The sequence below is a fragment of the Bradyrhizobium sp. SMVTL-02 genome, assembly GCF_051853005.1.
GTDB lineage: Bacteria > Pseudomonadota > Alphaproteobacteria > Rhizobiales > Xanthobacteraceae > Bradyrhizobium.
The window spans coordinates 170998-195575 of record NZ_CP182469.1 but is presented as its reverse complement, the minus strand read 5'-3'; the positions used below and the strand labels follow the sequence as shown (position 1 = coordinate 195575).

24 protein-coding genes are annotated in these 24578 nt (G+C 65.9%); 10 read left to right on the top strand and 14 right to left on the bottom strand.

The window, feature by feature from the left end; genetic code table 11:
* The first annotated feature begins 2 nt into the window (after positions 1 to 2).
* Complete coding sequence (locus tag ACNJYB_RS00875) at positions 3 to 242, top strand: hypothetical protein (RefSeq protein WP_439372280.1); 240 nt, start codon at positions 3 to 5, stop codon at positions 240 to 242.
* Here the strand turns inward: ACNJYB_RS00875 and ACNJYB_RS00870 are convergent.
* The 4 genes from ACNJYB_RS00870 to ACNJYB_RS00855 form a co-directional block, all read right to left on the bottom strand.
* A complete protein-coding gene (locus ACNJYB_RS00870) occupies positions 239 to 520 on the bottom strand; it encodes a hypothetical protein (RefSeq protein ID WP_439372279.1) in 282 nt (93 codons plus the stop codon). The genes ACNJYB_RS00875 and ACNJYB_RS00870 overlap by 4 nt on opposite strands.
* Entirely contained in the window at positions 517 to 1962 is a 1446-nt protein-coding gene (locus tag ACNJYB_RS00865; protein ID WP_439372278.1) for a radical SAM protein, read from the bottom strand. The genes ACNJYB_RS00870 and ACNJYB_RS00865 overlap by 4 nt, the downstream gene beginning before the upstream one ends.
* Positions 1943 to 2659 carry a prolipoprotein diacylglyceryl transferase family protein gene (locus ACNJYB_RS00860; protein WP_439372277.1) on the bottom strand — a complete coding sequence of 239 codons (717 nt, stop codon included), beginning with the start codon at positions 2657 to 2659 and terminating at the stop codon, positions 1943 to 1945. The genes ACNJYB_RS00865 and ACNJYB_RS00860 overlap by 20 nt, the downstream gene beginning before the upstream one ends.
* Positions 2660 to 2932: 273 nt before the next feature.
* Entirely contained in the window at positions 2933 to 3694 is a 762-nt protein-coding gene (locus ACNJYB_RS00855; protein WP_439372276.1) for a Crp/Fnr family transcriptional regulator, read from the bottom strand.
* A 186-nt stretch (positions 3695 to 3880) separates the two neighbouring features.
* Here ACNJYB_RS00855 and ACNJYB_RS00850 point away from each other — a divergent pair, with 186 nt between their 5' ends.
* Positions 3881 to 4264, top strand: a complete 384-nt coding sequence (locus ACNJYB_RS00850; RefSeq protein WP_439372275.1) for a response regulator — start codon at positions 3881 to 3883, stop codon at positions 4262 to 4264.
* Between the two features lie 213 nt (positions 4265 to 4477).
* Here ACNJYB_RS00850 and ACNJYB_RS00845 read toward each other — a convergent pair whose 3' ends face one another.
* Together ACNJYB_RS00845 and ACNJYB_RS00840 are read right to left on the bottom strand one after the other, a co-directional pair.
* The gene (locus ACNJYB_RS00845; RefSeq protein ID WP_439372274.1) at positions 4478 to 6019 is read right to left on the bottom strand and encodes an alkaline phosphatase D family protein; all 1542 of its coding nucleotides are present in this window, start codon (positions 6017 to 6019) and stop codon (positions 4478 to 4480) included.
* A gap of 101 nt (positions 6020 to 6120) precedes the next feature.
* Complete coding sequence (locus ACNJYB_RS00840) at positions 6121 to 7566, bottom strand: TAXI family TRAP transporter solute-binding subunit (RefSeq protein ID WP_439372273.1); 1446 nt, start codon at positions 7564 to 7566, stop codon at positions 6121 to 6123.
* 153 nt (positions 7567 to 7719) lie between these two features.
* Between ACNJYB_RS00840 and ACNJYB_RS00835 the strand changes: the two genes are divergently transcribed.
* Both ACNJYB_RS00835 and ACNJYB_RS00830 read left to right on the top strand, forming a co-directional pair.
* Positions 7720 to 8019, top strand: coding sequence for a 4a-hydroxytetrahydrobiopterin dehydratase (locus tag ACNJYB_RS00835; protein WP_439372272.1), 300 nt, complete (start codon positions 7720 to 7722; stop codon positions 8017 to 8019).
* Between the two features lie 103 nt (positions 8020 to 8122).
* Positions 8123 to 8506, top strand: a complete 384-nt coding sequence (locus ACNJYB_RS00830; RefSeq protein WP_439372271.1) for a YkvA family protein — start codon at positions 8123 to 8125, stop codon at positions 8504 to 8506.
* 176 nt (positions 8507 to 8682) lie between these two features.
* On the opposite strand, the gene ACNJYB_RS00825 is transcribed toward ACNJYB_RS00830, so the two are convergent.
* The 3 genes from ACNJYB_RS00825 to ACNJYB_RS00815 all read right to left on the bottom strand — a co-directional run bounded on the left by ACNJYB_RS00825 (position 8683) and on the right by ACNJYB_RS00815 (position 12168).
* Positions 8683 to 9837 carry a TAXI family TRAP transporter solute-binding subunit gene (locus tag ACNJYB_RS00825; protein ID WP_439372270.1) on the bottom strand — a complete coding sequence of 385 codons (1155 nt, stop codon included), beginning with the start codon at positions 9835 to 9837 and terminating at the stop codon, positions 8683 to 8685.
* 18 nt (positions 9838 to 9855) lie between these two features.
* Entirely contained in the window at positions 9856 to 10767 is a 912-nt protein-coding gene (locus ACNJYB_RS00820) for a hypothetical protein (RefSeq protein ID WP_439375770.1), read from the bottom strand.
* A gap of 426 nt (positions 10768 to 11193) precedes the next feature.
* Entirely contained in the window at positions 11194 to 12168 is a 975-nt protein-coding gene (locus ACNJYB_RS00815) for an NADPH:quinone oxidoreductase family protein (RefSeq protein ID WP_439372269.1), read from the bottom strand.
* Positions 12169 to 12387: 219 nt separating this feature from the next.
* Between ACNJYB_RS00815 and ACNJYB_RS00810 the strand changes: the two genes are divergently transcribed.
* From ACNJYB_RS00810 to argG, 6 genes are all read left to right on the top strand, one after another.
* The gene (locus ACNJYB_RS00810) at positions 12388 to 13227 is read left to right on the top strand and encodes an SDR family oxidoreductase (RefSeq protein WP_439372268.1); all 840 of its coding nucleotides are present in this window, start codon (positions 12388 to 12390) and stop codon (positions 13225 to 13227) included.
* Positions 13228 to 13343: 116 nt separating this feature from the next.
* On the top strand, positions 13344 to 14006 hold the full coding sequence (locus ACNJYB_RS00805) for an invasion associated locus B family protein (protein ID WP_439372267.1): 663 nt from the start codon (positions 13344 to 13346) through the stop codon (positions 14004 to 14006).
* 177 nt (positions 14007 to 14183) lie between these two features.
* Positions 14184 to 15386, top strand: a complete 1203-nt coding sequence (gene rlmN / locus ACNJYB_RS00800; protein WP_439372266.1) for a 23S rRNA (adenine(2503)-C(2))-methyltransferase RlmN — start codon at positions 14184 to 14186, stop codon at positions 15384 to 15386.
* 133 nt (positions 15387 to 15519) lie between these two features.
* A complete protein-coding gene (locus tag ACNJYB_RS00795; protein ID WP_439372265.1) occupies positions 15520 to 16014 on the top strand; it encodes a hypothetical protein in 495 nt (164 codons plus the stop codon).
* A gap of 82 nt (positions 16015 to 16096) precedes the next feature.
* Positions 16097 to 16873: a phosphatase PAP2 family protein gene (locus tag ACNJYB_RS00790; protein WP_439372264.1), complete on the top strand. Its 777-nt coding sequence runs from the start codon at positions 16097 to 16099 to the stop codon at positions 16871 to 16873.
* A gap of 94 nt (positions 16874 to 16967) precedes the next feature.
* Positions 16968 to 18305, top strand: a complete 1338-nt coding sequence (gene argG, locus ACNJYB_RS00785; RefSeq protein WP_439372263.1) for an argininosuccinate synthase — start codon at positions 16968 to 16970, stop codon at positions 18303 to 18305.
* A gap of 245 nt (positions 18306 to 18550) precedes the next feature.
* On the opposite strand, the gene ACNJYB_RS00780 is transcribed toward argG, so the two are convergent.
* The 5 genes from ACNJYB_RS00780 to ACNJYB_RS00760 all read right to left on the bottom strand — a co-directional run bounded on the left by ACNJYB_RS00780 (position 18551) and on the right by ACNJYB_RS00760 (position 24566).
* On the bottom strand, positions 18551 to 20791 hold the full coding sequence (locus ACNJYB_RS00780) for an OmpA family protein (protein WP_439372262.1): 2241 nt from the start codon (positions 20789 to 20791) through the stop codon (positions 18551 to 18553).
* 187 nt (positions 20792 to 20978) lie between these two features.
* Positions 20979 to 21221 (bottom strand): hypothetical protein, encoded by a 243-nt coding sequence (locus tag ACNJYB_RS00775; RefSeq protein WP_439372261.1) that lies wholly within the window; start codon positions 21219 to 21221, stop codon positions 20979 to 20981.
* Positions 21222 to 21304: 83 nt separating this feature from the next.
* Complete coding sequence (locus ACNJYB_RS00770) at positions 21305 to 21691, bottom strand: VOC family protein (RefSeq protein ID WP_439372260.1); 387 nt, start codon at positions 21689 to 21691, stop codon at positions 21305 to 21307.
* Between the two features lie 25 nt (positions 21692 to 21716).
* Positions 21717 to 22541, bottom strand: coding sequence for an FkbM family methyltransferase (locus ACNJYB_RS00765; RefSeq protein WP_439372259.1), 825 nt, complete (start codon positions 22539 to 22541; stop codon positions 21717 to 21719).
* A gap of 78 nt (positions 22542 to 22619) precedes the next feature.
* The gene (locus ACNJYB_RS00760) at positions 22620 to 24566 is read right to left on the bottom strand and encodes an ABC transporter ATP-binding protein/permease (protein WP_439372258.1); all 1947 of its coding nucleotides are present in this window, start codon (positions 24564 to 24566) and stop codon (positions 22620 to 22622) included.
* Positions 24567 to 24578 lie beyond the last annotated feature (12 nt).

Below are 24578 nucleotides of genomic sequence, written 5' to 3'. Positions count from 1 at the left end.
GTGTGAGCTTCTTTGCGGTCGAACAATGGGTTAAGCGCGATCTCGCCGGTCAGACCGGGACCTCTTCACGGACAACGCTGGAAACGTGGAAAACGGGGCCTGCTTCGCCCAAAAAGGAAGCCGGTCAGCTCGACCGGGCACCTTACGCGTTTGCGGCGCAATATATGCAAAAACCGCCAAAAAACAATGTGTTCTTTGCCGGTTGGTTGACTGAATTTTGTCCGCGGATTCCCGGGGCTTAAGGCCGGGTTCCGGGATGGGTCGGGGCCTTTCCCCCCTTGATCGCCGCCCAGATCAGGACGACGCCCCCGATGCCGACGACCAGCCCCAGGAAGACCAGCGGGGCGATGTCGGAATCGATCTTGCCGTCGTCGATCACCGAGGCCCCGCCGACCAACAGGGCGCAGAGACCTGGAAGCAGCAGGATCACCCCCGCAGTCGCCATGAGCGCGGTGAGGCAGCCGCTGCGGGCGTCGCCGGGCGTCCGGACGGGCGGCAGAATCGGCGGCGTGTCGCTCATCGTGGTGCCTCCTCGCTTTGCCTTGCCTCGTGATACGTCGGCCCTTCGAGCCCGGCGCGGATCCTGCCGATCGCACCGTTGCGGTAGAACAGGTTGTAGGTGTCGAACGGAATGATCGCGCCCTGCTCGGTCACGAAATGGATGCAAGAGCGCTTGACGTTGCCGACGCAGAAATTGAAGCGGTCGAGAAACTGCACGATCGTCACGCGGAAGACGTTCTCGTAGGACAGCCCTTGCGGCACGTTGAAGCTCGGCAGGCAGCACAGCAATTCGCAGACGCGCTCGCTCGTGTTCAGCGGCCCCGACGACAGCGAGAACAAATCGACGAACTTCTCCCGCAGCATCGGATATTTTTCCGGGCTGATGGTGTTGGGCATCACCGCAACCAGTTGCTCCTGCGGAATCAGCGAGGTCAGCGGGAGCACTTTCTCGCCGTTGCGCAGGCCATAGCCGATCGAGATGCTTTCGGGGTTGCAGGGCAGCGGGATCATGTCCTTGTCGCCGAACACGCCGGTCTCGACCACGCGCTTGCGGATCTCCGACAGCATGATGCGGTCGGTGGTCTTGTCGAAACTCTCGTTGCGTCCGGCATCCTGCACCGGCTGCAAGGTGACGCCGCGCACGCACTCCCATGTCAGCGCGTGACGGACGATGTCGCCGATCTCGGCGTCGTTGAGCCCGCGTTTGATGGTGGCGACCAGCGTGGTCGAGACGCCGTAATGCTCGAGATGCTCCAGCGCCTGCTGGCGAATTTTCCGCAAATCCGCGCCGCGCAGGTTGCTCAGCGCATCGCGCTGAAGCGAATCGAACTGGAGATAGACTTCCAGCCCGCGCTTGTTCTCGGCCAGCCGCGCCACGAAATCCTTGTCGCGGGCGATGCGCAGGCCATTGGTGTTGATCATGACGTGGCGGATCGGGCGGGCGCGCACGGCGTCCATGATCTCGAAGAAATCCGGATGCAGCGTCGGCTCGCCGCCCGAAATCTGCACGAGGTCGGGCTCGCCTTCGCTGGCGACCAGCGCGTCGAGCATCTTCTCCACCGTCGCGAGCGGGGTGAATTTCGTTCGTGCGGGCGAGGATTCGGCGAAGCAGACCGGGCAGGTGAGATTGCAGTGCTCGGTGATCTCGATCAGCGCCAGGCAGGAATGCTGCTCGTGGTCGGGACAGAGGCCGCAATCATAGGGGCAGCCGAATTCGGTGCGCTGCTGGAATTGCAGCGGCCGGTCGCCCGGCTTGATGAAATCCTTGCACAGGCGCCAATAGGCGGCGTCCGTCGACACCAGCGTCGACTGGACGCCGTGCTCCCTGCAGCGCTTTTCGAACCAGACCTCGCTGCCCTGGATCTGGATCTTGGTCGGCGCCAGCTTCAGGCAGGTCTCGCAGAGCGATTGGGTCTGGCCCCAGAAGATGTAGGGGCGCGACTTACGCAACGGCACGTTCATGCACGGGTCTCGCTTTGGGCGCCGTCGCCAGCATGAATGCGGAATAGAGCAGGATGGACAGCGACAGCAGGTGAAACAGGGTGAAAGGTCCGATCAGCGTGCCGTAGGGCTTGATGAATTCCCACAGCAAGCGTTGCGCTCCGTAACAGGCGAGCACCAGGTAGAATCCATTGGTGATCGCGAACGTATTCCGGTTCAAGACCGCCAGCACATAGGCAAGCGCGAACAAGCCCATCGCCGCGCTCTCATAGAGCTGCACGGGATGGCGGAGAACGCCGTCGCCGAAATCATGGGCCCAGGGCAGCGCCGTCGGCGTGCCGTAAGTGAAATCGTCGAGGCCCGCGAAGTAGCAGCCGAGCCGCCCGATCGCGATGCCGAGCGCCAGCGGCAGCGCAAAGCGCGCGCCGGTTCGTAACCTGATCCCCGCGGTCCATTTGTAGAGCTCGACCGCCACGATGCCCCCGGCAAGCGCGCCCTCCACCGAGCGCGCAATGCCGCTCTGCCCGGAGAGCCACAGATTGGCGGACCCGAACAGATAGGCGCCGAGGCCGGCGCCGAACACCAGCGCGGCGACATAGGGCAGCTCGAAGGATTGCGCCGGAAACTGCAAGCCGCGCCGCGACAGCCAGGAGAGTGCCGCTGCCGCCGCCAGCCACGCCGCGATGTCGAAGACCGTGTGAAGAAAAGCCCCGCTCATGCGAGAAGGATTATAGCACGGCAGACGTCGAGAAGCGCGCGCGGCACATTTTTGTGCCCTCTCCCCTTGTGGGAGAGGGCAGCTCCGCCATTAGCCACAAGCTCATTTGGGTGAGGGGGTATCTCTCCACGAACTCAAACAACCGTGGGGTGCGCGGAGAGAACCCCTCATCCGGCGCGATAGCCGAAGCTTTGCTTCGGCGTTCTGAAGAACGGCGGCCGTAGCCGCCTCTGCCACCTCTCCCGCAAGGCGAGAAGCAAGAAGCAATAACCGCTACCCAGCCTCCCGCTCCTCGGTCGGGTACACCCCGCGCAGCACCTCCTCGAAGTGCATCTTCACGGCATCGTTGCACAGGCAGGCGCGCAGGCGCAGGCCGTCGCGATTGCGGACCAGGATCGATCCGCGCCGCGTGTCGAGCACGCCCTCGGCCCTGAACGACTGGAGCACTCGGCTGGCATAGCTGCGCCCGACCCCGAGCAGTGTCGCGAGCTGCTCATGGGTCAGCGGCACGCTGCTCTCGTCGCCGGTGCGCTCCATCGCCGCCAAAATCCATTTCGCCGTGCGCTGCTCGATCGAGTGGATGGCGTTGCAGGCGGTGGACTGGAATATCTGCGCCAGCATGCAGTCGGCGTAGCGGGCAAAAATGTTACGCAGCGACGTCGACCGCAGCTTGGCTGCTTCGAGCTTGCCGACATGAATGCGTGCAAAGGGACCGCCGAACTTCACGCAGATGCGGGTGTACGCGGGCAGATATCCTTCGCTGACGATGCCGCCCACCGCGCCCTCGCGGCCGACCAGGATGGTCTCGACATCGCGGCCATCCTCATTGGGCACCAGAAACGTCGCGAGCGCCGGCCCGCAGGGGAAGTGGACGACCTGGACGTCGTCGCCGGGATTGTAGAGCAACTGGTGCGCGGCCGAATCTTCAACAGTGACGTGAGGCGCGAGCAGGGCGTAGTCCGCCGCATTCAAGCGCCGCAACAGATTGTTGGCCGGCCGGCTCTCGATCTCGGTAACCATGGTGCGCGCGTCCATCGTAGATCCCCCCTGCTCTCCTTTCGACACTAGCGAGTTCCGTTCGCGGGCTGTGTGCACAAGTGGACAGACGTGGAAACTGTTGTGTGGTGAGTTTCGTTCCGGGAACCCTTCGATGCGCTGAGCGCAGGTGTCGGGACGGGGCTGCCTGAAGGACAAAACATGCAGCCCTCGATAGCCAGGATTATGATACCTCCTCCCCCGGACAGCCCGTCCGATGTACCCGCCGACGTTCTGATCGTCGAGGACGACCCGATCATTGCGATCGATTTCGAGGACCGCCTGCTCGGATTTGGCGTGAAGAGCGTGCGCACGGTGGGGTCGGTCGCGCAGGCGTTGAGCGAGATCGCGGCGCGTGCGCCGAATTTCGCGTTGCTCGATGTCGAGCTGATCCGCGAGACGAGCTTTGCAATCGCCGAGCGGCTGGTCGCGCTGAAGATTCCGTTCGTCTTCGTCACCGGCTACGGTGCCGACGCGCGGATTCCGCCCGAACTCGCGGGCCAGCCGCGCCTGCAAAAGCCGTGCTCCAGCGAGGCGCTTGAGGCCGCGCTACAGGCGCGGGGCGCCTGACGACCTGATTGCCGGAGCGAATGCAGAGCTCGGCGAGGTCGGTGTCGACGCCCCTGAAGAATGTGTGCGGGAGCGGCGGCGGGGACGAGATCGTCTTGATCGCCGCGGCCTGCGCGCCTGGCGCCTGCTCCGGCAACGAGAATGCACCGGCGCCTGCAATTGTCGTCCGGGCCGACCGGATGGTTCACCGCCATCCGGCTTCCGAATTGGTCGTCACGCAAGCTTGGGATCGAGCGTGGTCGACCACAGCGCGACATCGGCGCGGTCCCGCAAGGTCACCGTCATCTGGCCGGACGCGCCGTCGATCTTGACGTGACCGAAGAACTGCATGCCCGCGGACGGCGGCAGGTTCTGGCTGTCCTTGCCCGGCGCCTTGACGAACCGCACCTCGGGCCCAAAGGTGTTGTCGAGCGCGTTGGGTCCGAAAGTGCCGGCGTGCAGCGGACCCGAGACGAATTCCCAGAACGGCTCGAACTCCTGAAATTGTGCCTTGTTCGGATCGTAGTAGTGCGCGGCGGCGTAGTGCACGTCCGCCGTCAGCCACACGGTGTTGTTGATCGGCGCCGTCTTGATGAAGCGGAGGATGTCGGCAATCTCGAACTCGCGGCCGCGCACCGGGCCGTCGCCCTGCGCAATGGCTTCCGAGCCGCCCTGCGGCGTGTCCGGCACGATCAGGCTGATCGGCATGTCGGAGGCGATCACTTTCCAGGTCGCGCGCGAATTCAAAAGGCCGCGCTTCAGCCAGGCGATCTGGTCGGGGCCGAGGAAGTAGCTGGCGGGACCGTAGGCGGTCTCGAGATTGGCGCCGTTCGGGCCGCGATAGCTGCGCTCGTCGAGCACGAACACGTCGAGATGCGGTCCGTAGGAGATCTGGCGGTAGACGCGGCCGGGCTCGGTGATGCTCTCTCGCATCGGGTACATCTCATGAAAGGCGCGGCCCGCGCGAGCCGCGAGCAGCGAGATGTCGCGCACCTTGTAGACAGCCGGCAGCTCTTTGGAGAGCGACCAGTTGTTGGTCACCTCATGGTCGTCCCACTGCACGAAGATCGGCACTTCGGCATTGAAGGCGCGCAAGTTCTCGTCGGTGAAATTGTATTTGTGCGCGGCGCGATACTCGTCCAGCGTCTCGGCGACCTTGGCCTTTTCGGGAATCGTGACGTTCTTCCAGATCTTGCCGTCGGCGAGCTTCACTTCGGATGCAATGGGACCGTCGGCATAGATCGTGTCGCCGGAGTGCAGGAAGAAATCCGGACGGTGCTTGCGCATCGCCGCGAAGGTGAACATGCCGCCGTCGTCGGGGTTGATGCCCCAGCCCTGGCCCGCGACATCGCCGCCCCAGACGAAGCTGACGTCGCGGCGGTCGGCCGGCGCGGTGCGGAAGCGGCCAGTCACCGGCTCGCCCTCGATCGCGCTGTGCGAGAGATCGCGGAAGCGGACGCGGTAGAAGATGTCCTGTCCGCCCGGCAGGTTCTCGATCAGCAGCTTTGCGGTGAAATCGCTCTCGGGCAGCGCGGCGATCGGCGGCAGCGTGCGGGCGTCCTTGAAGGACTCGGTCGTCGCCACCTCCACCAGCATCTGCGAGGGACGGTCGGCGCGCGCCCACACCACGCCGCCGTCGACGGTGACGTCGCCCGACTGCACACCATGTGTGACCGCCGGCCGGTCGGCCGCGCGCGACAGATAGGGCATGGCGATGGCGCCGAGCGCGCCGGCGCCGGTGGCGAGGAAACCGCGGCGGGAGAATTTGATGTTCATGGGATGGCCTCGATATCGCGTGCGACGGCCGCTAGGCGGGCCGCCGGTCAAGTCAGACGCTATATTGGGACAATGTGACGCAGCGATAACGCGGCTAAGCTTTACGCGTTGCCGGCGGCCCTGAACTGTGCACCCGCGCGCTGCAGGTTTTGTGGCAGGCTCATCAGCACCGCCTTGCGGTCGGCGACGGCGGCGTGGAACTGGTCGAGCGCGATGTTGAAGGCGGTGAGCCCGCCTTCCTCGATCGCGCCGTGATCGAAGCAGTGCAGCGTGTCGCGCAGGATCTCGTCGGCCTCCGCCTGCATCTGGTCGAGCTCGTCCGTCGTCTCGCTCTTGCGGGCGGTCGCTATCATGTCGAGCAGGCGTTCGCGCAGATGGCTGTTGTTGTCGCGCTCGTCCTTCTTCAGGTAGCCGGCGAACCAGGCGCCGATCGAGCCCATCGCGGAGAGCGCCATCAGGCCCCACCAGATGTAATCGCTGTATCTGTCGAGGAAGGTCTTTTCCTCGCCGTCGACGAAGGCGGCGGCGCCGGGATGCACGGGGATCACCGCGTCCTTGTCGGTGTCGGGCGTCTCGATCTTGGCCGCCAGCGGGAATTCCGAGACCAGCTGCTGCCGCACGGCGAACAGCTGGCGCGTGAACGCCGCGATGGTGGTATCGGACACGGCTTTGCGCGCCACGATGTGGTGCGAGAAGCTGATGGTCTTGACCTCGTCGTCGGGGCGATCGGGCGAGCCGCCATAGGTGCCGGCGGGAATCTCGGAGGCTTCATAGACCGGGTGGTTCTGCGCGATCGCATCCGCAGAATCGATCGCGAGGAAGATCGGCGTGCCGAAATCCTTGGTGGAGGCGGCGATCGCTTCCGCCGTGATCTTACTGTTGACGGGGCCGGCGGCAAGATAGACATCGGCCTTCTGGGACTTGATCGCCTCGGCGGCTTCGGTGGCCGGAAACTGGATGATCTCGACCTTGGCGGGATCGACGCCGTATTGCTGCAGGATCACGTTGAGCAGGTTGACGTTGGCCTGGGTGCGGCCGACCACGCCGACGCGATGGCCGGCGAGCTGGGCGATCTTGGTGATCTTGGCGCCCTTCTTCTTGCCCTTGCCCTGGACCGACCACAGCACCACGACGTTCTTGCGCAGGGTCGCGACCGCCTGCGCGTTCTTCGGCACGTCGACATCGCCGCGCACGATGGCGAGGTCGACCTTGCCCTCCGCGAGCGCCTGGGCGCTGGCGGGGGCGCCGTCGGTCTGGATCGGACGCAGCCGCACGTAGCTCTTGTTCTGCGAGAAAGCCTGCGTCAGCGCCTGCACGACCTTGACGTCGTCGCTGTTGGCGGGGCCGACCGCGACCTTCAGCGTCACCGGACGCATCGCGAAGTAATAGCCGCCGACGAGCGCGCCGATGATCGCAAGCACCAGCGCGAGGGATACGAGCGCCGTCTTCCGCGCCGCTGATCGCGGCGAAGGCGGAGTTGGCGCTTCGGCCAGGTCCAGACCCCCGGTCATCGATCTCCCAAACAGGCGTTTCAGGCTCAGCTTCATCTCGGCCGGCGACTTAGGCCCGCAATTGTAGCAAATTTCTTGTCCGGCGGGGTTACATCTCCGTCATGGTTAGCGGATCGAGGAAATCCCCCGGTGAACCCGGACCGTAAACACGGCGTTAGGGTAAAGTTCCCCTGAAGCATGGAGACGATCATGGCAGAACGGCTGGCGGCGGAAGCACGCAAGCAGGCACTGGGTGGTATCCCCGGCTGGAGCGAAGTCGCGGGTCGCGACGCAATCGCGAAAACCTTTGTCTTCAAGGATTTCAACGAGGCGTTCGGTTTCATGACGCGCGCGGCGCTGGTCGCCGAGAAGATGGACCATCACCCCGAATGGCGCAACGTCTACAAGACCGTGGAGGTAGTGCTGTCGACCCATGATGCCGGAGGCGTCACAGCGCGCGACATCGAGCTCGCGAAGGCGATGAATGCGATCGCCAGGCTGTCGGCTTAGCTGACACCAGGCTGACATCTTGCAGCGGCCGGCCGCATCCCCATGTTGTGATCAGCAGGGCACGCGGCGATCCGCCGCCCCTCGGTGAACGGGGAGTTGAAGCATGGCTGCCGAGCACAGCGTCGGCTTCGAGCCGGCCGACCGGCTTGCGGAGGATCGTGAGAGCGTCCGCCGCCGCTTTTGGCGCAAGCTGAAGCGTGTCGCCGCGCAGCTGCCGTTCGCCGAGGATCTCCTCGCGGCCTATTACTGCGCCTTCGACCGGCAGACGCCGCGCCATGTCCAGGCGTCGCTGCTCGGCGCGATCGCCTATTTCGTCCTGCCGTTCGACTTTGTTCCCGACGTGATGCCGATCCTGGGCTTCACCGATGACGCCGCCGTGCTCGCCACCGCCATCCGCATGGTTGCCAGCCACATCACGACCGAGCACCGCGAAGCCGCCCGCGCCGCGCTGAAGCGCGGCGTGGAGGAGGGCGAGGCGGCGCAGTAGGCGTTGTTGCCACGTCGTAGCCACGCCCACGGCCGTCATGCCGGGCGATGACAGCAAGAGGGTGGGTGCTGCTTGCCCGAAGCATCGTCATTGCGAGCGAAGCGAAGCAATCCGGACTCTTTCCGCGGAGGGATTCCTGCATTGCTTCCTCGCTCCGCTCCCCGCAATGACGGCCGCTATTTCTTCTCCGCCCGCGCCTTTTCCGCGTCCCATGCCTGGAATTGCTTGAACAGCGTTTCCTTGTCCGTGTCGGACACCTGCGCAGCCGCGGGGCTCTGCTTCAAAAACGCCTCGAAGCGCTGGCGCGTCACCGGCTCGACGCCGTGCTTGTCGAGCCATTGCTGCGCCACCGGCAATCTGTTCCAGCCGGACAGCGGCGCCGCGAGCGAGACCTCCTTCCACTTGGGATGGAAGGGCGGGTTCTGCAGCGCCGGGAATTTCGTGAAGAATGCGTCCACGAACAGCGCGAGCTTGCGATAGCGCTCGGTGTTGGGCGCCCAATTATAGGCCGCGAGCACCGCAGGCACCGCGATCGTGTCGACGCTCTCGCCTTCCTTGATCAGGTTCGGATAGTCCTTCGCGGTCAGCGTCGCCGGCAGATAGTCGCTCTGCAGCGGCTTTGCGTAGTCCACCTTGGCGAGATGGAAGCGGCCGTCATTGCCGAAGGTGGAGACTGATTTGTACGGCTTGCCGCCGACCACGATGACCGCGTCGATCTCGCCGGCCTTCAGCTTCTCCATGGCGATGCGCTGCTCGACATAGACGAAGTTCGCCTTGATCCCGAGCCGCTCGAACACCGTCAGTGCGGTGACGAAGGTGCCGCCATTGGGCAGATCGACGCTGACCTTCTTGCCCTCGAGATCCTTCAGCGTCGCGATCGACTTCGGCGCGATGACCTGCATCTCTTCATTGTAGAGCTTGGTCACGTAGGTGAACTGCTTCTTGATGTCCTTGGCAAAACCCTTGCGCTCGAGATAGTCGAGCGTATCGGCGCGCACGACGCCGAGATCGACGCCCTGCAGGAACAGGATGTCGGCGACGCTCTGCACCGAACCGCGGCCGACGATCGGCAGCACGCGGATCTTGTTGCCGTCGTCGAGCACCGAGGCGAGGTCGGCGCCGAACTGCACATAGGTGCCGCCGATCGTGCCCGTGATCAGCGTGACGGTGTTGGCGTTCAGCGACTGCTTGGTCGAGCTCGAGCCGAACTGGAAGATGGCCTTCAGGCTGTCAGAGACCTTGGCCGGATCGTATTCGCCCTGCTCGGCATGGGCCGCGAAGGCACAGATGGTCGTGATGGCGGCAAGCGCCATTTTCAAAACGTTGCGCATGATGTCCCCTGAAGTGATCTAGTTCGAGAGCTGGGCGAGGCGCTTGCGCGCTTCCGCCGATCCGAGGCTGGCGGCGCGCTGGTACCAGTCACGGGCGGCTGCCGCATCGGCAATGACGCTCCGCGCATCGCTGGTACCGAGCACTGCCGGATCATAGGTTTGCGCCAGCAGCAGCGCGGCCGTTGCGTCCTTCGCGTTGGCGGCGCGTTCGAGCAGCAGGCGCGCGGCGGCGATGTCGCCGACGCCGATCAGGCGTTTCGCGCGCGTCATCAATCCTGCCAGCGTGTCGGCGTCGAGCGTCCTCGCAGGCTCGGGCGGTGCGGGCTGTGCCGCGACGGCAGCCGGAGCCGGCGATTCGACTTGGCTCTGGGCCTGACCTTGCACCTGGCTTTGGACCTGGCTTTGGACCTGGCTTTGGACTTGGCTCTGGCTTTGGGCTTGCAGCGCGGTCTGGTAGGCGGTCGCAATCGCTTCGCGGCTTGGCGTCGAAGGCGCCGCTAGCTCTTGCTTGTCGGCGCTCACCAGCATCGCGTTGGTTGCGCGGGCGGGATCCTTGAACTCGGTCTGAGATGGTGCGACCGCCAGACTGGCCTGAGCCGCGCCTGTTGCGCCGAAGGCATAGTCGGCGACGAGGCTGCGCAGGTCGGATTCAGACAGCACGGCCGCAATCGCTGCGGCGGATATCACAAGTCCCGCGACGATAAGACGAGGCGCGGTCCTGGCCGTGCGACGCAACGCCATCGGCGCATATTCCCGTGGGTCGGGTGCTCCGCGCGGATCGGACAGGAACAGTGGAATTGGATCGTCCTGTGGTAGTTCGGCTCGCCTGGCGCGCGCCCGGATGTAGTCCGCCGTGGACGTAGGTGATGCAGATCGATCGGAGTCGAGCGCGTGCGACTCCTTCGACGGACGGTGGGCCGTCGTTTCCATGGTCTGATGCTCCCCATTACTGACGCAACGCAGGGGCCATGCCGGTTTCAGTCTTCTTGCTTTTGTCCAGAAGTGCCCCGCAAACTGGAACCGTAAATCGCCGTCCGATTCAGCCCAAAAAACGACGGCCGTTGGGACGAATCTGGAGATATTTGGGTTTGATTGCGGCGGCGCGGCGACATGCACCGCGATTTTGCCCGCCGTGGTTGAGGGATTTTTTTCCGGGCGCCGATGTGCGCAACCTTGCGATGTCGCGGACGCTTTCCACGCCCGCCGCTGTCATGCCCCGGCTTGACCGGGCATCCAGTACGCCGGGGCCCTTCCGCATCTCACCGTCGCCTCGGAGTACTGGATCGCCCGGTCAAGCCGGGCGATGACAGTTGAGTGCGTGGCGATGGCGTCGCGATTCCATTCGCCGCTGCATCCTCACGGATGCAGGATCACCTTGCCCATGGCCTGGCGTCCCGCCAGCACCTTCAGCGCATCCGCCGTTTGCGCCAGCGGGAAGGTGCGGTCCACATGCGATGAGATCTTTCCTTCCGCGGTCCACTTCACGAGCTTCTCGAGATTGGCGCGGTTCTTGGCCGGATTGAGCCGGGTCCAGGCGCCCCAGAACACGCCGCGGATGTCGCAGCCCTTCAAGAGCGCGAGGTTCAGCGGCATCTTCGGAATGTCGCCGGCGGCAAAGCCGATCACGAGGAAGCGGCCTTCCCAGGCGATCGAGCGCAGCGCCTGCTCGGCATATGCACCACCCACCGGATCGAAGATGATGTCGACACCCTTGCCGCCCGTGAGCTTGCGCAGGCCTTCCTTCAAATCTTCCTTGCCGTAGTTCAGCGTCAGCTCGGCGCCATGCGCTTTCGCGAACGCTAGCTTCTCGTCAGAGGAGGCGCAGGCGATCACCTTCAGGTCCATCAGCTTGCCGAGCTCGCAGGCGGCCAAACCGGTGCCGCCGGCCGCGCCGAGCACCGCGAGTGTCTCGCCCGGCTTCGGGCTGGCGCGATCCTCCAGCGCATGCAGCGCGGTGCCATAGATGATGATGATGCCGGCCGCGCGGTCATAGTCGAGATTGTCGGGAATCTTGACGATCGACGCCGCCGGCAGCGCGATTTTCTCGCGCGCGCCGTTGTGGCCGCAGGAGGCGACGACGCGGTCGCCGACCTTCAGGTCCATCACGCCGGGGCCGATGCTCTCGATCACGCCGGCGACTTCGGCGGCGGGTGAGAACGGGAACGGCGGCTTGATCTGATACTTGCCCTGGATCATCAGGATGTCGAAGAAGTTCAGCGCCGCCGCCTTGATCGCGATCACGGCTTCGCCGGGACCCGCCACCGGATCCGGCACGTCCGCCAGAACGAGATCGTCGGGCTGGCAATATTGCGAGCAGAGGATGGCTTTCATGGCAGCACCTTGAGGCGTTTCGAGGGGAATTATAGTTGGATCGTTTCTGCCGGATTTGCTGCGGCCGGACAATCCGGATTCTTTGTTTGGGTCAGCACGACGGCCTATCTTCCGTCATTGCGAGCGCAGCGAAGCAATCCAGAATCCGTCCTGCGGAAATAGTCTGGATTGCTTCGCCGCGCTCGCAATGACGAAATCCGCGGAGAAAGGATTCAAACCATGTTTGAAACAGGCCTGCTCGAGAACAAGCGTATCCTCGTCACCGGCGGCGGCTCGGGCCTCGGCGCGGCGATGGGACGCCGCTTCCTCGCGCTCGGCGCCGAGCTCGTGATTTGCGGCCGCTCGCTCGACCGGCTCGAGGCAGCGGCAGCCGAGATGCGCGAACAGACCGGCGGCAAGCTCACGACGATCGCCTGTGATATCCGGGACGGCGCAGCCGTCGACAGCATGATGGATCAAATCTGGCGCGGGGCGCCGCTCGACATCCTCGTCAACAATGCCGCTGCCTCCTTCATCGCGCAGAGCGAGCATCTCTCCTTTCGCGCCGCGGATGCGATCCTGGCGCCGACGCTGCATGGCGCGATGTATTGCACGCTCGCCGCGGGCAGACGCTGGATCGAGGCCAGGCATGGTGGCGTGGTGCTCTCGATCCTTTCGACCTCCACTATCACCGGCCGCGCCTTCACCGTGCCATCGGCGATGGCGAAATCGGCGGTGCTGGCGATGACCAAAAGTCTCGCCGTCGAATGGGGCCCGAAGGGCATCCGCACCGTCGCGATCGCGCCGGGGCCGTTCCCGACCGCCGGCGCATCGGGGCAGCTCCGCCCCGAGGGCCGCGACGAAGGCTGGACCGCGCGCAATCCGCTTGGCCGCACCGGTGAGCACGGCGAGCTCGCCGATCTCGCCAGCTTCCTCGTCTCCGACCGTGCCGGTTACATCAACGGCGAGATGGTGGTGATCGACGGTGGCGCGCATTTGCGCAGTTCCGGCGCCGAAGACCTGCTCGGCTGGACCGACGCGCAATGGGCCGCCCAGCGCGCCGCGCGATCCAGAAGCTGACCGCCGACACTTCCGCTAACTGCCTTCCCAAATTGAGCTTTCCCGGTTATCCCTAGCCGGGGACAAAGCGCGGCCGGGCCATCTTCCAGTCACAATATTGAGGGAACCACTCCAGCATGTGGCGGGTGCTATCTTTCATTTTGCTGGTCGGCATGACGACGTGCGGGATCGCCGGTCTCGCGCGGGCGCAGACGGCGCAACCGGCGCCCAAAACGGCACCCAAGGAGACCGCACCGAAAGCGGCTGCGCCGGCCGCCAATACGGCCGCAAAGACCGCTGCAAAGCCCGAGAGCAAACCGGCGGGCCCGGCCGCGGCGGTTGCCGGCGGCGCGGAGCCGACCCTGATCGGCCAGTTCGGCACCTGGGGGGCCTATTCGGCCACCCCGAACGGCAAGAAGGTCTGCTTTGCGCTGGCAAAGCCGTCATCGTCCAAGACCAACCCGCCGAATCGGCCGCGCGATCCTGCCTATGCCTTCGTCTCGACCCGGCCGGCGGAAAAGGTGAACAACGAAGTCTCGGTCATGATCGGCTACGCGCTGAAGCCGGGCTCGGAATCGACGGTCGAGGTCGGCGGCGCTGCTTTCGCCATGTACACGCAGGGCGACGGCCTCTGGATCAAGAACGCGGCCGAGGAGGAGCGGATGGTCGAAGCCATGCGCAAATCCGCCGATCTCGTGGTCAGGGGCGTCTCGGCCAAGGGGACGGAGACGACCGACACCTTCTCGCTGAAGGGCCTCGCCCAGGCGCTCGACAAGATCGCCCAGGATTGCAGGCGGTAACGCCTGGTCGTTAAAGCTGAGGGCGATAAGGTCGCAATCGGATGTTCCGGTTGCTATATAGGGGCGGTTCCAAGTTTTTCCGTCATTCCGCGATGGTCCGAAGGGCCAGACCGGAATCTCGATGTTCCAGGTTCAGCTCTTCGAGCTCCGGAACGACCAAGCCATTAGGTCCATTCAATGCAACCGACGACCGAGCCGCACAACGCAATCTTGGTGGAGAAGACTCCGCTTGAAACCTATGTGCCGCCGGCAAAACCGTCGCTGATCGGCCTGTCGCGCACCGAGCTTGCCGATCGACTCGGCGAGATCGGCGTCGCGCCGGCCCAGCGCAAGATGCGCGTGCAGCAGCTCTGGCACTGGCTCTATTTCCGCGGCGCCCGGAGTTTTGACGAGATGACCTCGATCTCGAAGGGCATCCGCGCCGATCTCGCGCAGCACTTCACCGTCGATCGGCCCGAAGTCGTGGCCGAGCAGATCTCCAACGACGGTACCCGCAAATGGCTGCTGCGGCTGCCGAGCGGCGACAATGTCGAGAAAGCGCATGAAGTCGAGTGCGTCTACATCCCCGAGACCGACCGCGGCACGCTCTGCGTCTCCTCGCAGGTCGGCTGCACGCTGAACTGCGCCTTCTGCCACACCGGCACGCAGCGCCTGGTGCGCAACCTCACCGCCGGCGAGATCGTAGGCCAGGTGATGGTCGCGCGCGATCGTCTCAACGACTGGGCCGATCGCGAGGACGGCACGCGCCGCGTCACCAACATCGTGATGATGGGCATGGGCGAGCCGCTCTACAATTTCGACGCGGTGCGCGACGCGCTGCTGATCGTCGGCGACAACGAAGGCATCGGCATCTCCCGCCGCCGCATCACGCTATCGACTTCGGGCGTGGTGCCGAACATCGTGCGCGCCGGCGAGGAGATCGGCGTCATGCTCGCGATCTCGCTGCACGCCGTGCGCGACGAGCTGCGCAACGAGCTGGTGCCGCTCAACCGCAAATATCCGATCAAGGAGCTCCTGCAGGCCTGCCGCGACTATCCCGGTGCGTCGAACGCGCGCCGCATCACGTTCGAATATGTGATGCTCAAGGGCGTCAACGATTCGCTCGACGACGCGAAGCTGCTGGTGAAGATGCTCAAGGGCATTCCGGCCAAGATCAACCTGATCCCGTTCAATCCCTGGCCCGGCACCGCCTATGAATGCTCGGACTGGGACCAGATCGAAAAGTTCTCCGAATACATCTTCAACGCCGGCTATTCCTCCCCGGTGCGCACCCCGCGCGGCCGCGACATCCTCGCCGCCTGCGGCCAGCTCAAGTCGGAGACCGAAAAGCTCTCGGCCCGCGAGCGCCAGGCGCTGCGCGCCATGGCGATGACGGACTAGGTTCTCATGCCCAGCTCTCGCCTCCTCGTCGTTGCGAGCGAAGCGAAGCAATCCAGAATGTCGCCGCGGAAGCAGTCTGGATTGCTTGGTCGCAAGTGCTCCTCGCAATGACGGCAGAGGTGGTTTTGACGCAATGTCCCTGATCGGCCGCCTCATCGTCATCTTCATCGGCTTCCTCGCCGCCTGCTTCGTCGGCGGCATGATCGTGGTCATGGCGCTGCTGTTTCCGGAATTCGCCGATCTCGGCGCGGGCTCCGTCGACCAGGGCGCGATCGACATCCTGCTCGGCTTCGGCTTCATTTTCGTCTCGGGCTTCGCGCTGGTGCCGGCCGCGGTGATCGTCGCCATCACCGAAGCGCTCTATATCCGCAGCGCGCTCGCCTATGCCGTCGGTGGCGGCCTCGTCGGGCTCGCCTGCTATCTCGGCCTCGTGCCCTTCCATTCCGACACGCTGCAGTTCGAGGGCATCGTGCGGCGTCACCTCGAGATCATGACCGGAGCCGGCATTGTCGCCGGCGTCGTCTACTGGCTGATCGCCGGCCGCAACGCCGGTGCCTGGCGCGACCCGCCAACCCCTCGCAAGCCGCCTCCGCCATTGCCGGCGAATTCAAGGCCGGATGCAAGGTGACCTGCTTACCCTGCCCTCCAGGGCAGGATGGCTACCTCCCGTGGGGTTTCCATCCCCGCCCCACTCCGCTAAACCGCGCGCCATGAACCGGACTGGACTCTTCATCGCCCTGGCACTGTGGCTCGTGATCGGCGTCGTTTTCGGCCTCTATCCCGAGCTCGATCTCAAGCTGGCGTCGCTGTTCTTCGATCCCGAAACCAAAACCTTTCCGCTTAAAGCGATCGGCTGGGCGGGGTTTGCGCGGGATGCTGCGATGTGGATCGCCTGGGCGTTTGTGATGCCGTCGCTGGTGGCGCTGGTGGTCAAGATGGTCCGGCCCGACCGGCCGCTGCTAGTATCGGGACGCGCGATCGTGTTCCTGCTGGTGACGATCGTCCTGTCGGCCGGCATCCTCACCAACCTCGCCTTCAAGACCTATTGGGGCCGGCCGCGCCCGGTGGTGGTGACGGAGTTCGCCGGCGACCAGCAGTTCGTGCCGTGGTGGGATCCGCGCGGCGGCTGCGCGCGCAATTGCTCGTTCTTCTCGGGCGAGGGCGCGACCGCGTTCTGGACGCTGGCCCCTGCGGCGCTCGCTCCTCCGGCATGGCGGCCGCTCGCCTACGCCGGCGCCGTGATCTTCGGCGCGGTCACCAGCGGGCTGCGCATGGCCTTCGGCGGGCATTTCTTTACTGATGTGTCGATCGCCGGCCTCGTCACTTTCGTCGTGATCTGGTTCGCCTACGCGCTGATCTACCGCTGGCCGCGGACCCGGTTCTCGGACGAGGCGATGGATGCCGCCCTGACCCGGCTGAACATGCCCGCCTACCGGCTCCGCCAGCGCCTGTTCGGCCGCAAGACGGGCCCCGCGCCCTCGATTTGAGCCATTAAATGCGTGCCCAGCCCCGCGAAATTTGATATTCGCGCGGTCAAGTTCGCCCCGAAATCAGACCCTTTGAGACCCGATTGGAAGCCCCATGACCACGATCCTGAAAAGCCTGCCCAAGGGTGAGAAAGTCGGCATCGCTTTTTCGGGTGGCCTCGACACCAGCGCGGCGCTGCTCTGGATGAAGCAGAAGGGCGCGCGCTGCTACGCCTACACCGCCAATCTGGGCCAGCCCGACGAGGCCGACTACAACGAGATCCCGCGCAAGGCCAAGGAGTTCGGCGCCGAGAACGCGCGCCTCGTCGATTGCCGCACGCAGCTCGTCCACGAAGGCATCGCCGCGATCCAGTCCGGCGCCTTCCACATCTCGACCGGCGGCATCACCTATTTCAACACCACGCCGCTCGGGCGCGCGGTCACCGGCACGATGCTGGTTGCGGCGATGAAGGAAGACGGCGTCAACATCTGGGGCGACGGCTCGACCTTCAAGGGCAACGACATCGAGCGCTTCTACCGCTACGGCCTGCTCACAAATCCGGGCCTGAAGATCTACAAGCCCTGGCTCGACCAGCAGTTCATCGACGAGCTCGGCGGCCGCGCCGAGATGTCGGCCTTCATGACCGCGCAGGGCTTTGCCTACAAGATGAGCGCCGAGAAGGCGTACTCGACCGACAGCAACCTGCTCGGCGCCACGCATGAAGCAAAGGATCTCGAAAGCCTCGACAGCGGCATCAAGATCGTCAACCCCATCATGGGCGTGCCGTTCTGGCGAGATGACTGCAACGTCAAGGCCGAGAAGGTCGTGGTGCGCTTCGAGGAAGGCGAGCCGACCGCGCTGAACGGCCAGACCTTCTCTGATCCGGTGGCGCTGTTTCTCGAAGCCAACGCGATCGGCGGCCGCCATGGCCTCGGCATGAGCGACCAGATCGAGAACCGCATCATCGAGGCCAAGAGCCGCGGCATCTACGAGGCGCCGGGCATGGCGCTCTTGCACATCGCCTATGAGCGCCTCGTCACCGGCATCCACAACGAGGACACCATCGAGCAGTACCGCATCAGCGGCATGCGTCTCGGCCGTCTGCTCTATCAGGGCCGCTGGTTCGACTCGCAGGCGCTGATGCTGCGCGAGACCGCACAGCGCTGGGTCGCGCGCGCCGTCACCGGCGAGGTGACGCTGGAGCTGCGCCGCGGCAACGACTATTCGATCCTCAACACCGAGAGCCCCAACCTCACCTATGCGCCGGAACGGCTCAGCATGGAGAAGGTCGAGGACGCCGCCTTCACGCCGGCCGACCGCATCGGCCAGCTCACCATGCGCAATCTCGACATCGCGGATACGCGGACGAAGCTGAAGCTCTACAGCGACACCGGCCTGCTCTCGGGCAGCGAAGGCTCGCAGATCTTCAAGCTCGAGAGCGACAACGGCTGAGGCGCTCGTAGCCCGGATGAGCGAAGCGATATCCGGGACGTTCTCGCCAAGTGGATAGACCCACAAGCGATAAGCTTCATTCGTCATTGCGAGCGAAGCGAAGCAATCCAGAATCTCTACCCGGTGACAGTCTGGAATGCCTCGTCGCACCAGCGCAAAATTGCCTCGCGATTTCGTCGCGGGCTCCTCGCAATGACGAAAAAATGGCCGGGATCGCTCCCGGCCATTTGCGTTTGTGCGTGCCCTTACCGCGGCGGCGCGGTGCCGGGCGGGGGCGGCGGCAGCGCGGCCTGGCCGCCGTTGAGCAGCGGCGTGATGCGGCGGATGGTGACGCGCCGGTTGATCAGGCTCGGCCCCTGCGTCTGCTCCTTCAGGTACTGCTCGCCATAGCCCTGCGACGTCAGGTTCTCCGCCGGCACATTGAACTGCTGCGTCAGCAACTCCGCCGCGGCCTGCGCACGGCGATCCGACAGCGACAGATTGTCCACGTCGTTGCCGACCGCGTCGGTGTGCCCCTCGATCAGGAACACCTCGCGCGGGTTGCGCTGGATCGCCTGGTTGAGGCCGTCGGCGATCACCTGCAGCCGGGCCGCCTGGTCCGGCGGGATGGTCCACGATCCCGTTTCGAAGTTGATCGTGTTGACGTCGATGCTCGGCATCTGCATGCGAACATTCGGGCTGTAGCGGATCTCGTCGAGCGAGTAGCGCCGATCGATCCGCTGCACCGGCGGTGCCTGCATGGTCGCGTAGATCACGTCCGGCGACGCTTCCTGCGCGTCGACGATGTAGCGATCGTAGGGGATGGTCACGACCGGCGGCGGCACGTCGACATAGAAGCCGCCGACCGACCGCGGATCGCGGTAGCTGTTGTCGATGATGACGATCTCGCGCCCGCCGGGGTCCCTGCGGATGCGTCGCAGCAGCGAGCCGTCCGGACCGACCACGGTGATCACCTCGCTGCCATCAGGACGGATCACCACGGTGCGGGTCTCGCCGCCGATCGTGTCGGTGCGGATGTCGCGGGCGCCGTAGCGGAAGCGATAGAGATCGTTGCCGCGGACATAGGCCTGCCCGCCGGGATCGCGGATGATGATGCGGTCCGGCTCGGTGTAGACGGTGCGGCCGCCTTCGACGATTTCCTGCCGCTGGTTGCGGTAGTCGGCAATGGTGGCGCCGATCACGGCGCCGGCCACCACGCCGGCACCGATCGCGAGCGGCGTCAGATCACGCTGCGGCGGCCGGGGCGGAGGCGGCAGGGGTGCTGCGACCGTTGGCGCGGCCTGGAAGGCCGGCGCAACCGTCGGCGGACGGTACTGGGCCCGGTCGGGCGGCGGCGTAGCAGCCGGGGAGCCGGGGACGACCGTCGGAGCTGCAGCGCCGGCAGGGGCCGCGGGCCGGGGCGGGAGGCCGCCGGCCTGAGGCGGTGCAGCCGGGGTTCCGGCAGCGGGCGCGCCGGCAGGAGGCGTTCCACCCTGTTGGCCGGGCGTTGGCGTCGCCGTCGGGGCAGGGGCCGCGCCGGGAGCCGGGGTCGTGCCGGGAGCGGGGGTCGCTGATCCCGGACGTCCAGGCGGCGGCGTCGGAGCGCCGGTCGGGGCCGGCGTTGCCGTTGGAGCGGGTGCAGCACCGGGCGCCGGCGTTCCCGCCGCCGGAGGCGCGCCGGGACGTACGCCGGGAGGCGGTGCACCGGGGCGGCCGGCCGGCGGTGCGCCGGGCGTGCTGCCCGGAACCGGCGTTGCGGTCGGCGCAGGTGTCGCGGTCGGTGCCGGTGTTGCAGTCGGTGCGGGTGTCGGAGCGGGAGTGGCCGCGGGCGCAGACGCGCCGGGGCGGACCGCAGGTGCAGCGGGCGGAGCCGCGGTGGGCGTCGCCGTAGGCGCAGGCGCGGGCCGCGCCGAGGGCGGCGCTGGAGGCGGCGGCGGAGGTGTTGGCGTCGGGTGCGCGGCAGCAGGAGGCGGTGCCGATGGCGTGGGCCGTGCCGCAGGCGCAGCCGGAGGCGGCGTCGGGGCATGCTGCTGCGGGGCTGCGGCCGGAGGCGGGGCCGGCGGTGTTGGAGCCGGCCGTGCTGCAGGCGGTGCCGGAGGCGGCGGTGTCGGGGCGTGCTGCTGCGGAGCGGCGGCGGGAGGCGGCGACGGCTGCTTCGGAGCGGCAGGCGGCGCAGGCGGAGCCGGACGGGCTGCAGGAGGCGGGGGCGGCGGAGGTGCTGCAGGACGCGCCGGTGCGGCAGCCGGCGGAGGTGCAGCGGGCGGATGGGGCGGTGCAGCCGCGGGCGGCGGTGTCGCCGGGCGCGCAGGCGCGCCGGGCGGCGTTGCCGCAGGCGGGCCCTTCGGCGGCTGCTTCGGTTTTCCGTCAGGGCCGGTCTCTTGCGACGGAGCCGGCTGCGCCTGCGCGACCACGAGCGGCGACGCGCTCTGCGCATGCGATGCGGTGTTGGCCAATTGCATCGCGGTGAGAGCCGTCGTCGCAAGCAGCACGAAACGAAGGTTGGTCATGGTGGTGAACTTCCCCGGAAGGTTCTTTGACGAAGTGGTTGGGATGAACAGCTACGCGTTAGGCCGCATTGTGGCGGGCGAAGTGGTCGCGGCCCGATTTATTTCTGCACGCAAATCAACTCACTATGGTGACGTTCATTGCGCATTCAGACGCACGTTGCAATCGCCTGACATGTGATGCGTCGCCTCATATGTGATTGTCCGGCGGCATTGCGTCCGTAGCAGGATTGGGCGTGAGCGGACCATTCGGGCCGCGCGATGGAATCTCTTCGGGCACGTGGCCCGGCAATTCGTCGGGCCGCGGTGATTCGCCGGGCTCGCGCACCGGGGGCGTGATGTCGGGCTGCGGATTGCCCGGCGGAATTCCCGGCGGCGGCTCGGTCGGAGTGCCCGGTGTCGCCGGCGGAATCTCGGGCGGTTCGATCGGCATCGGCATCATCGAGATCATTGTCCAGAGGACGATAACCACGATGCCGTGCCGATGTTCCTCCTCGCATCGGGTCGAAGCGCGCCCTATTCGGGCAGATGACAGACCGCCTCGATGTTGTGGCCGTCAGGATCGAGCACGAACGCGCCGTAGTAGTTCGCGTGATAATGCGGCCGAATCCCGGGCGGCCCGTTGTCGCGTCCTCCGGCCGCCATCGCCGCCTTGTAGAAGGCATCCACAGTGGCGCGGTCCCTGGCCGCGATCGCGATGTGCACCGGCTTGTTCATCGCGCCTTCGCCGCCGAACCAGAGATCCGGCTTGCCGTTGGCGCCGAAGCCGGCCGCCGCAGCATGACCGGTCTGCTCCGCCGTGATCTCCATGATCAGGCCGTAGCCGAGCGGGGCGAGCGCCTTCGCATAGAACGCTTTCGCGCGCTCGTAGTCGGAGACGGAGAAACCCAGATGGTCGATCATCGCAACCTCCCTCAGTTTGTCGCTGTCAGCGCGACAGGAACGTATTGCTTCGTGTCTTGCGCGCGACCGTAAAGCCGCGAGCGACCATGTCGGCAATACAATCCTGCTGCCATTCGTTTTGTGACAGATGCTCGATCACCACAGCGCGCGGCCACAGCGATTGCGGCGCGTCGCGGAAGAAGCCGATCAGCACGCGGTCCTCAAAGCCCTCGACGTCGATCTTGAGCGAATCGACCTGTGTGACGCCGGCCTCATCGAGAATGCGCGTCAAGCGCAGCGACGGCACCTTGATGGCGTCGGCACTCGCGGCGCCGGTCACGACATGCGTCGCGCCGAGATTGCCGCCGCCGCTCTCGATCATCAGCTCGCCCTCGCGCTCGCCCGCGGCGGCCTGAACCAGCCGCACCTGCGTTGCCTTGGATGCAGCATGGTTGAAGGAGAGCCGTCCGAAGGTCAGCGGATGCGGCTCGATCGCGACCACCTTGCCCTGGGTGCCGACCTGTTGCGCCATCACCAGCGCAAACGTGCCGACATTGGCGCCGACGTCGACGAATACGCCGCCAGCAGGCGTGTGCTGGCGCAGGAAGTCGAGCTCTTCGAGATTGTAGTCGGGATTGAACAGGGCGCCGCGCTCGGTCGCGCTGCCCTGGTGATAGAAGCGGAACGAGGCGCCCTGATATTGCACATCTATCGGCCCGCCGCGCAGCCAATTGACCAGCCGCGACAGCCAGGGCCGGAACGCGCCGCGCTTCAGCCCCGATCGTGTCGCGAGGCGGATGATCGCGGCCTGAGCCGCATTCGGCGCAAACGCGCCGAACGGCGCGGACGAAGGGGCTTTGTCGGGCGTCAAGCAGCAGGTCCTCGTTGCAGGCGGCGCATGCATAGCCGGTTTTGGCGGCGACTCCAACGCTGGACGACGGAGCGAGCCTCACGCCGCCTTCTTCCGCTGCCTCAGGAATCGCCCGAGCAGCCTGCGCCGGCCCTTGCGCGGAATCAGGTCGACGTCGCTGACGAGCTTGGCGCCGCCCTTGCGGCGCTCCAGCACGATCTTGCGGCTGTGAAAGGCTTCCAGCTCGACGCGATGCGCGACACTGACGATGGTCGCCTTCGGCAGCTCGTCCGTGACCATCTTCATCATCTTGTCCTGGCTCTTCTCGTCGAGCGCCGAGGTTGCCTCATCGAGCACGACGATATCAGGGCTGTGCAGCAGCAGCCGCGCGAACGCGAGGCGCTGCTTCTCGCCGCCCGACAGCGTCTGGTCCCACGCGGCTTCTTCCTCGATCTTCTGCTTGAGATGGTCGAGGCCGACCTTGTGCAGGGCTTCCCCTATCTCCTCGACGGTCCAATCCTCTGCGGCTCCGGGATAGGCGACGGCGCGGCGCAGCGATCCGGTGGGCACGTAGGGCCGCTGCGGCAGCATGAACAGCCGCCGGTCGGGATGGAAGTTGACGCTGCCGCCGCCCCACGGCCACAGCCCGGCAATGGCGCGCACCAGCGTGCTCTTGCCGGTGCCGGATTCGCCGGCGACCAGCAGCCGCTCGCCGGGCTCGATCACCACCTCGGTCTCGCCGACCACTGCGGTGCCGTCATCGAGCGTGACCGAGAGATCGCGCAGCTCCAGCATCGCCTCGTTGCGGGTCTCGCCGCGCTGGATGCGGCCGAGGCCGTCGCCCTGCTCGGCGCGTTCGAGGCCGTCGAGCGACATCATCAGCGAGGCGATGCGGCGCGCGCAGGCGTTCCAGTCGGCGAGCCGCGGATAATTGTCGACCAGCCAGCCGAACGCACTCTGTACGATGGTGAAGGCGGAGGCCGCCTGCATGACCTGCCCAAGGGTCATGCTGCCGTCGAGGAATTTCGGCGCGCAGAGCAGCAGCGGCATGACCGGTGCAACGAGGCTCGACCCTTGCGATACCAGCGTGGTGCGCATGTGCTGGCCGGCGAGCCGCGCCCATTGCCGCAACACGTTGGTGAAATTGCGGTCGAGGCCGTCGCGCTCCTCCTCTTCGCCCCCGAGCAGCGCGATGCTCTCGCCGTGCTCGCGCACGCGTGTCAGCGTATAGCGGAAATCGGCCTCGGCCTGGTTCTTGTCCTCCGAGACCTGCACGAAGCGCCGGCCGATCACCATGATCGAGCCGGATGCGATCGCGGCGTAGAGGATGGCGGCGATCACGAGGAAGCCGGGAATGGTCACCGACGAGCCGCCGAGCGTGATGGTGAGCGCGCCGCCGATGGTCCAGAGCACGACGATGAAGGTCGCGGCCGACAGCAGCGCCGAGGTGACGCCGGCGAGGAAATCGACCGGTGCGTCGGTCGCAATGCGCAGGTCCTCCGCGATGCGGTATTCCGGATTCTGGTGGTCGCCGCCGACGAGGTTGAGCTGGTAGTAGCGTCCGCTGGTGAGCCAGCGCGTCAGCACGCTGCTGGTGAGCCAGGCCCGCCAGCGCCGCTGGATGCCCATGCGCGCGAACACCTGCGCCACGCCGAGCACGATGCTGCCGATCGCGAGCGGGAGGAACACTGCTGTGAGATGGAAGACGCTCGTCGCGTCGCGCTGCTCGATGGCATCGAAGATCGCGCGATTCCAGACGTTGATGCCATATTGGAAGCAGACGATGAGGACGATCAGCACGCCGAGGCCGACCGAGAACGGCCAGGCGAGGCGGTCGCCGTTGCGGCCCCAGAAGCCGCGCGCGCTGATCCAGAACCGCTTCAGCAGATAATCCCTGCGGGCCCGCTCGGCCTCTTCGGGAGAGAGCTCGGGATCGGGTTCGAGCACCTCGGGCGGCGGCGGAGCCACCTCCTCGCCATTCTCGCCTTTGATCTCGATAATGGGTGGCGTCCTGCCCTGGTCGCGCTTGCCGGCTGGCTTTTGCATGGCCGGATAACG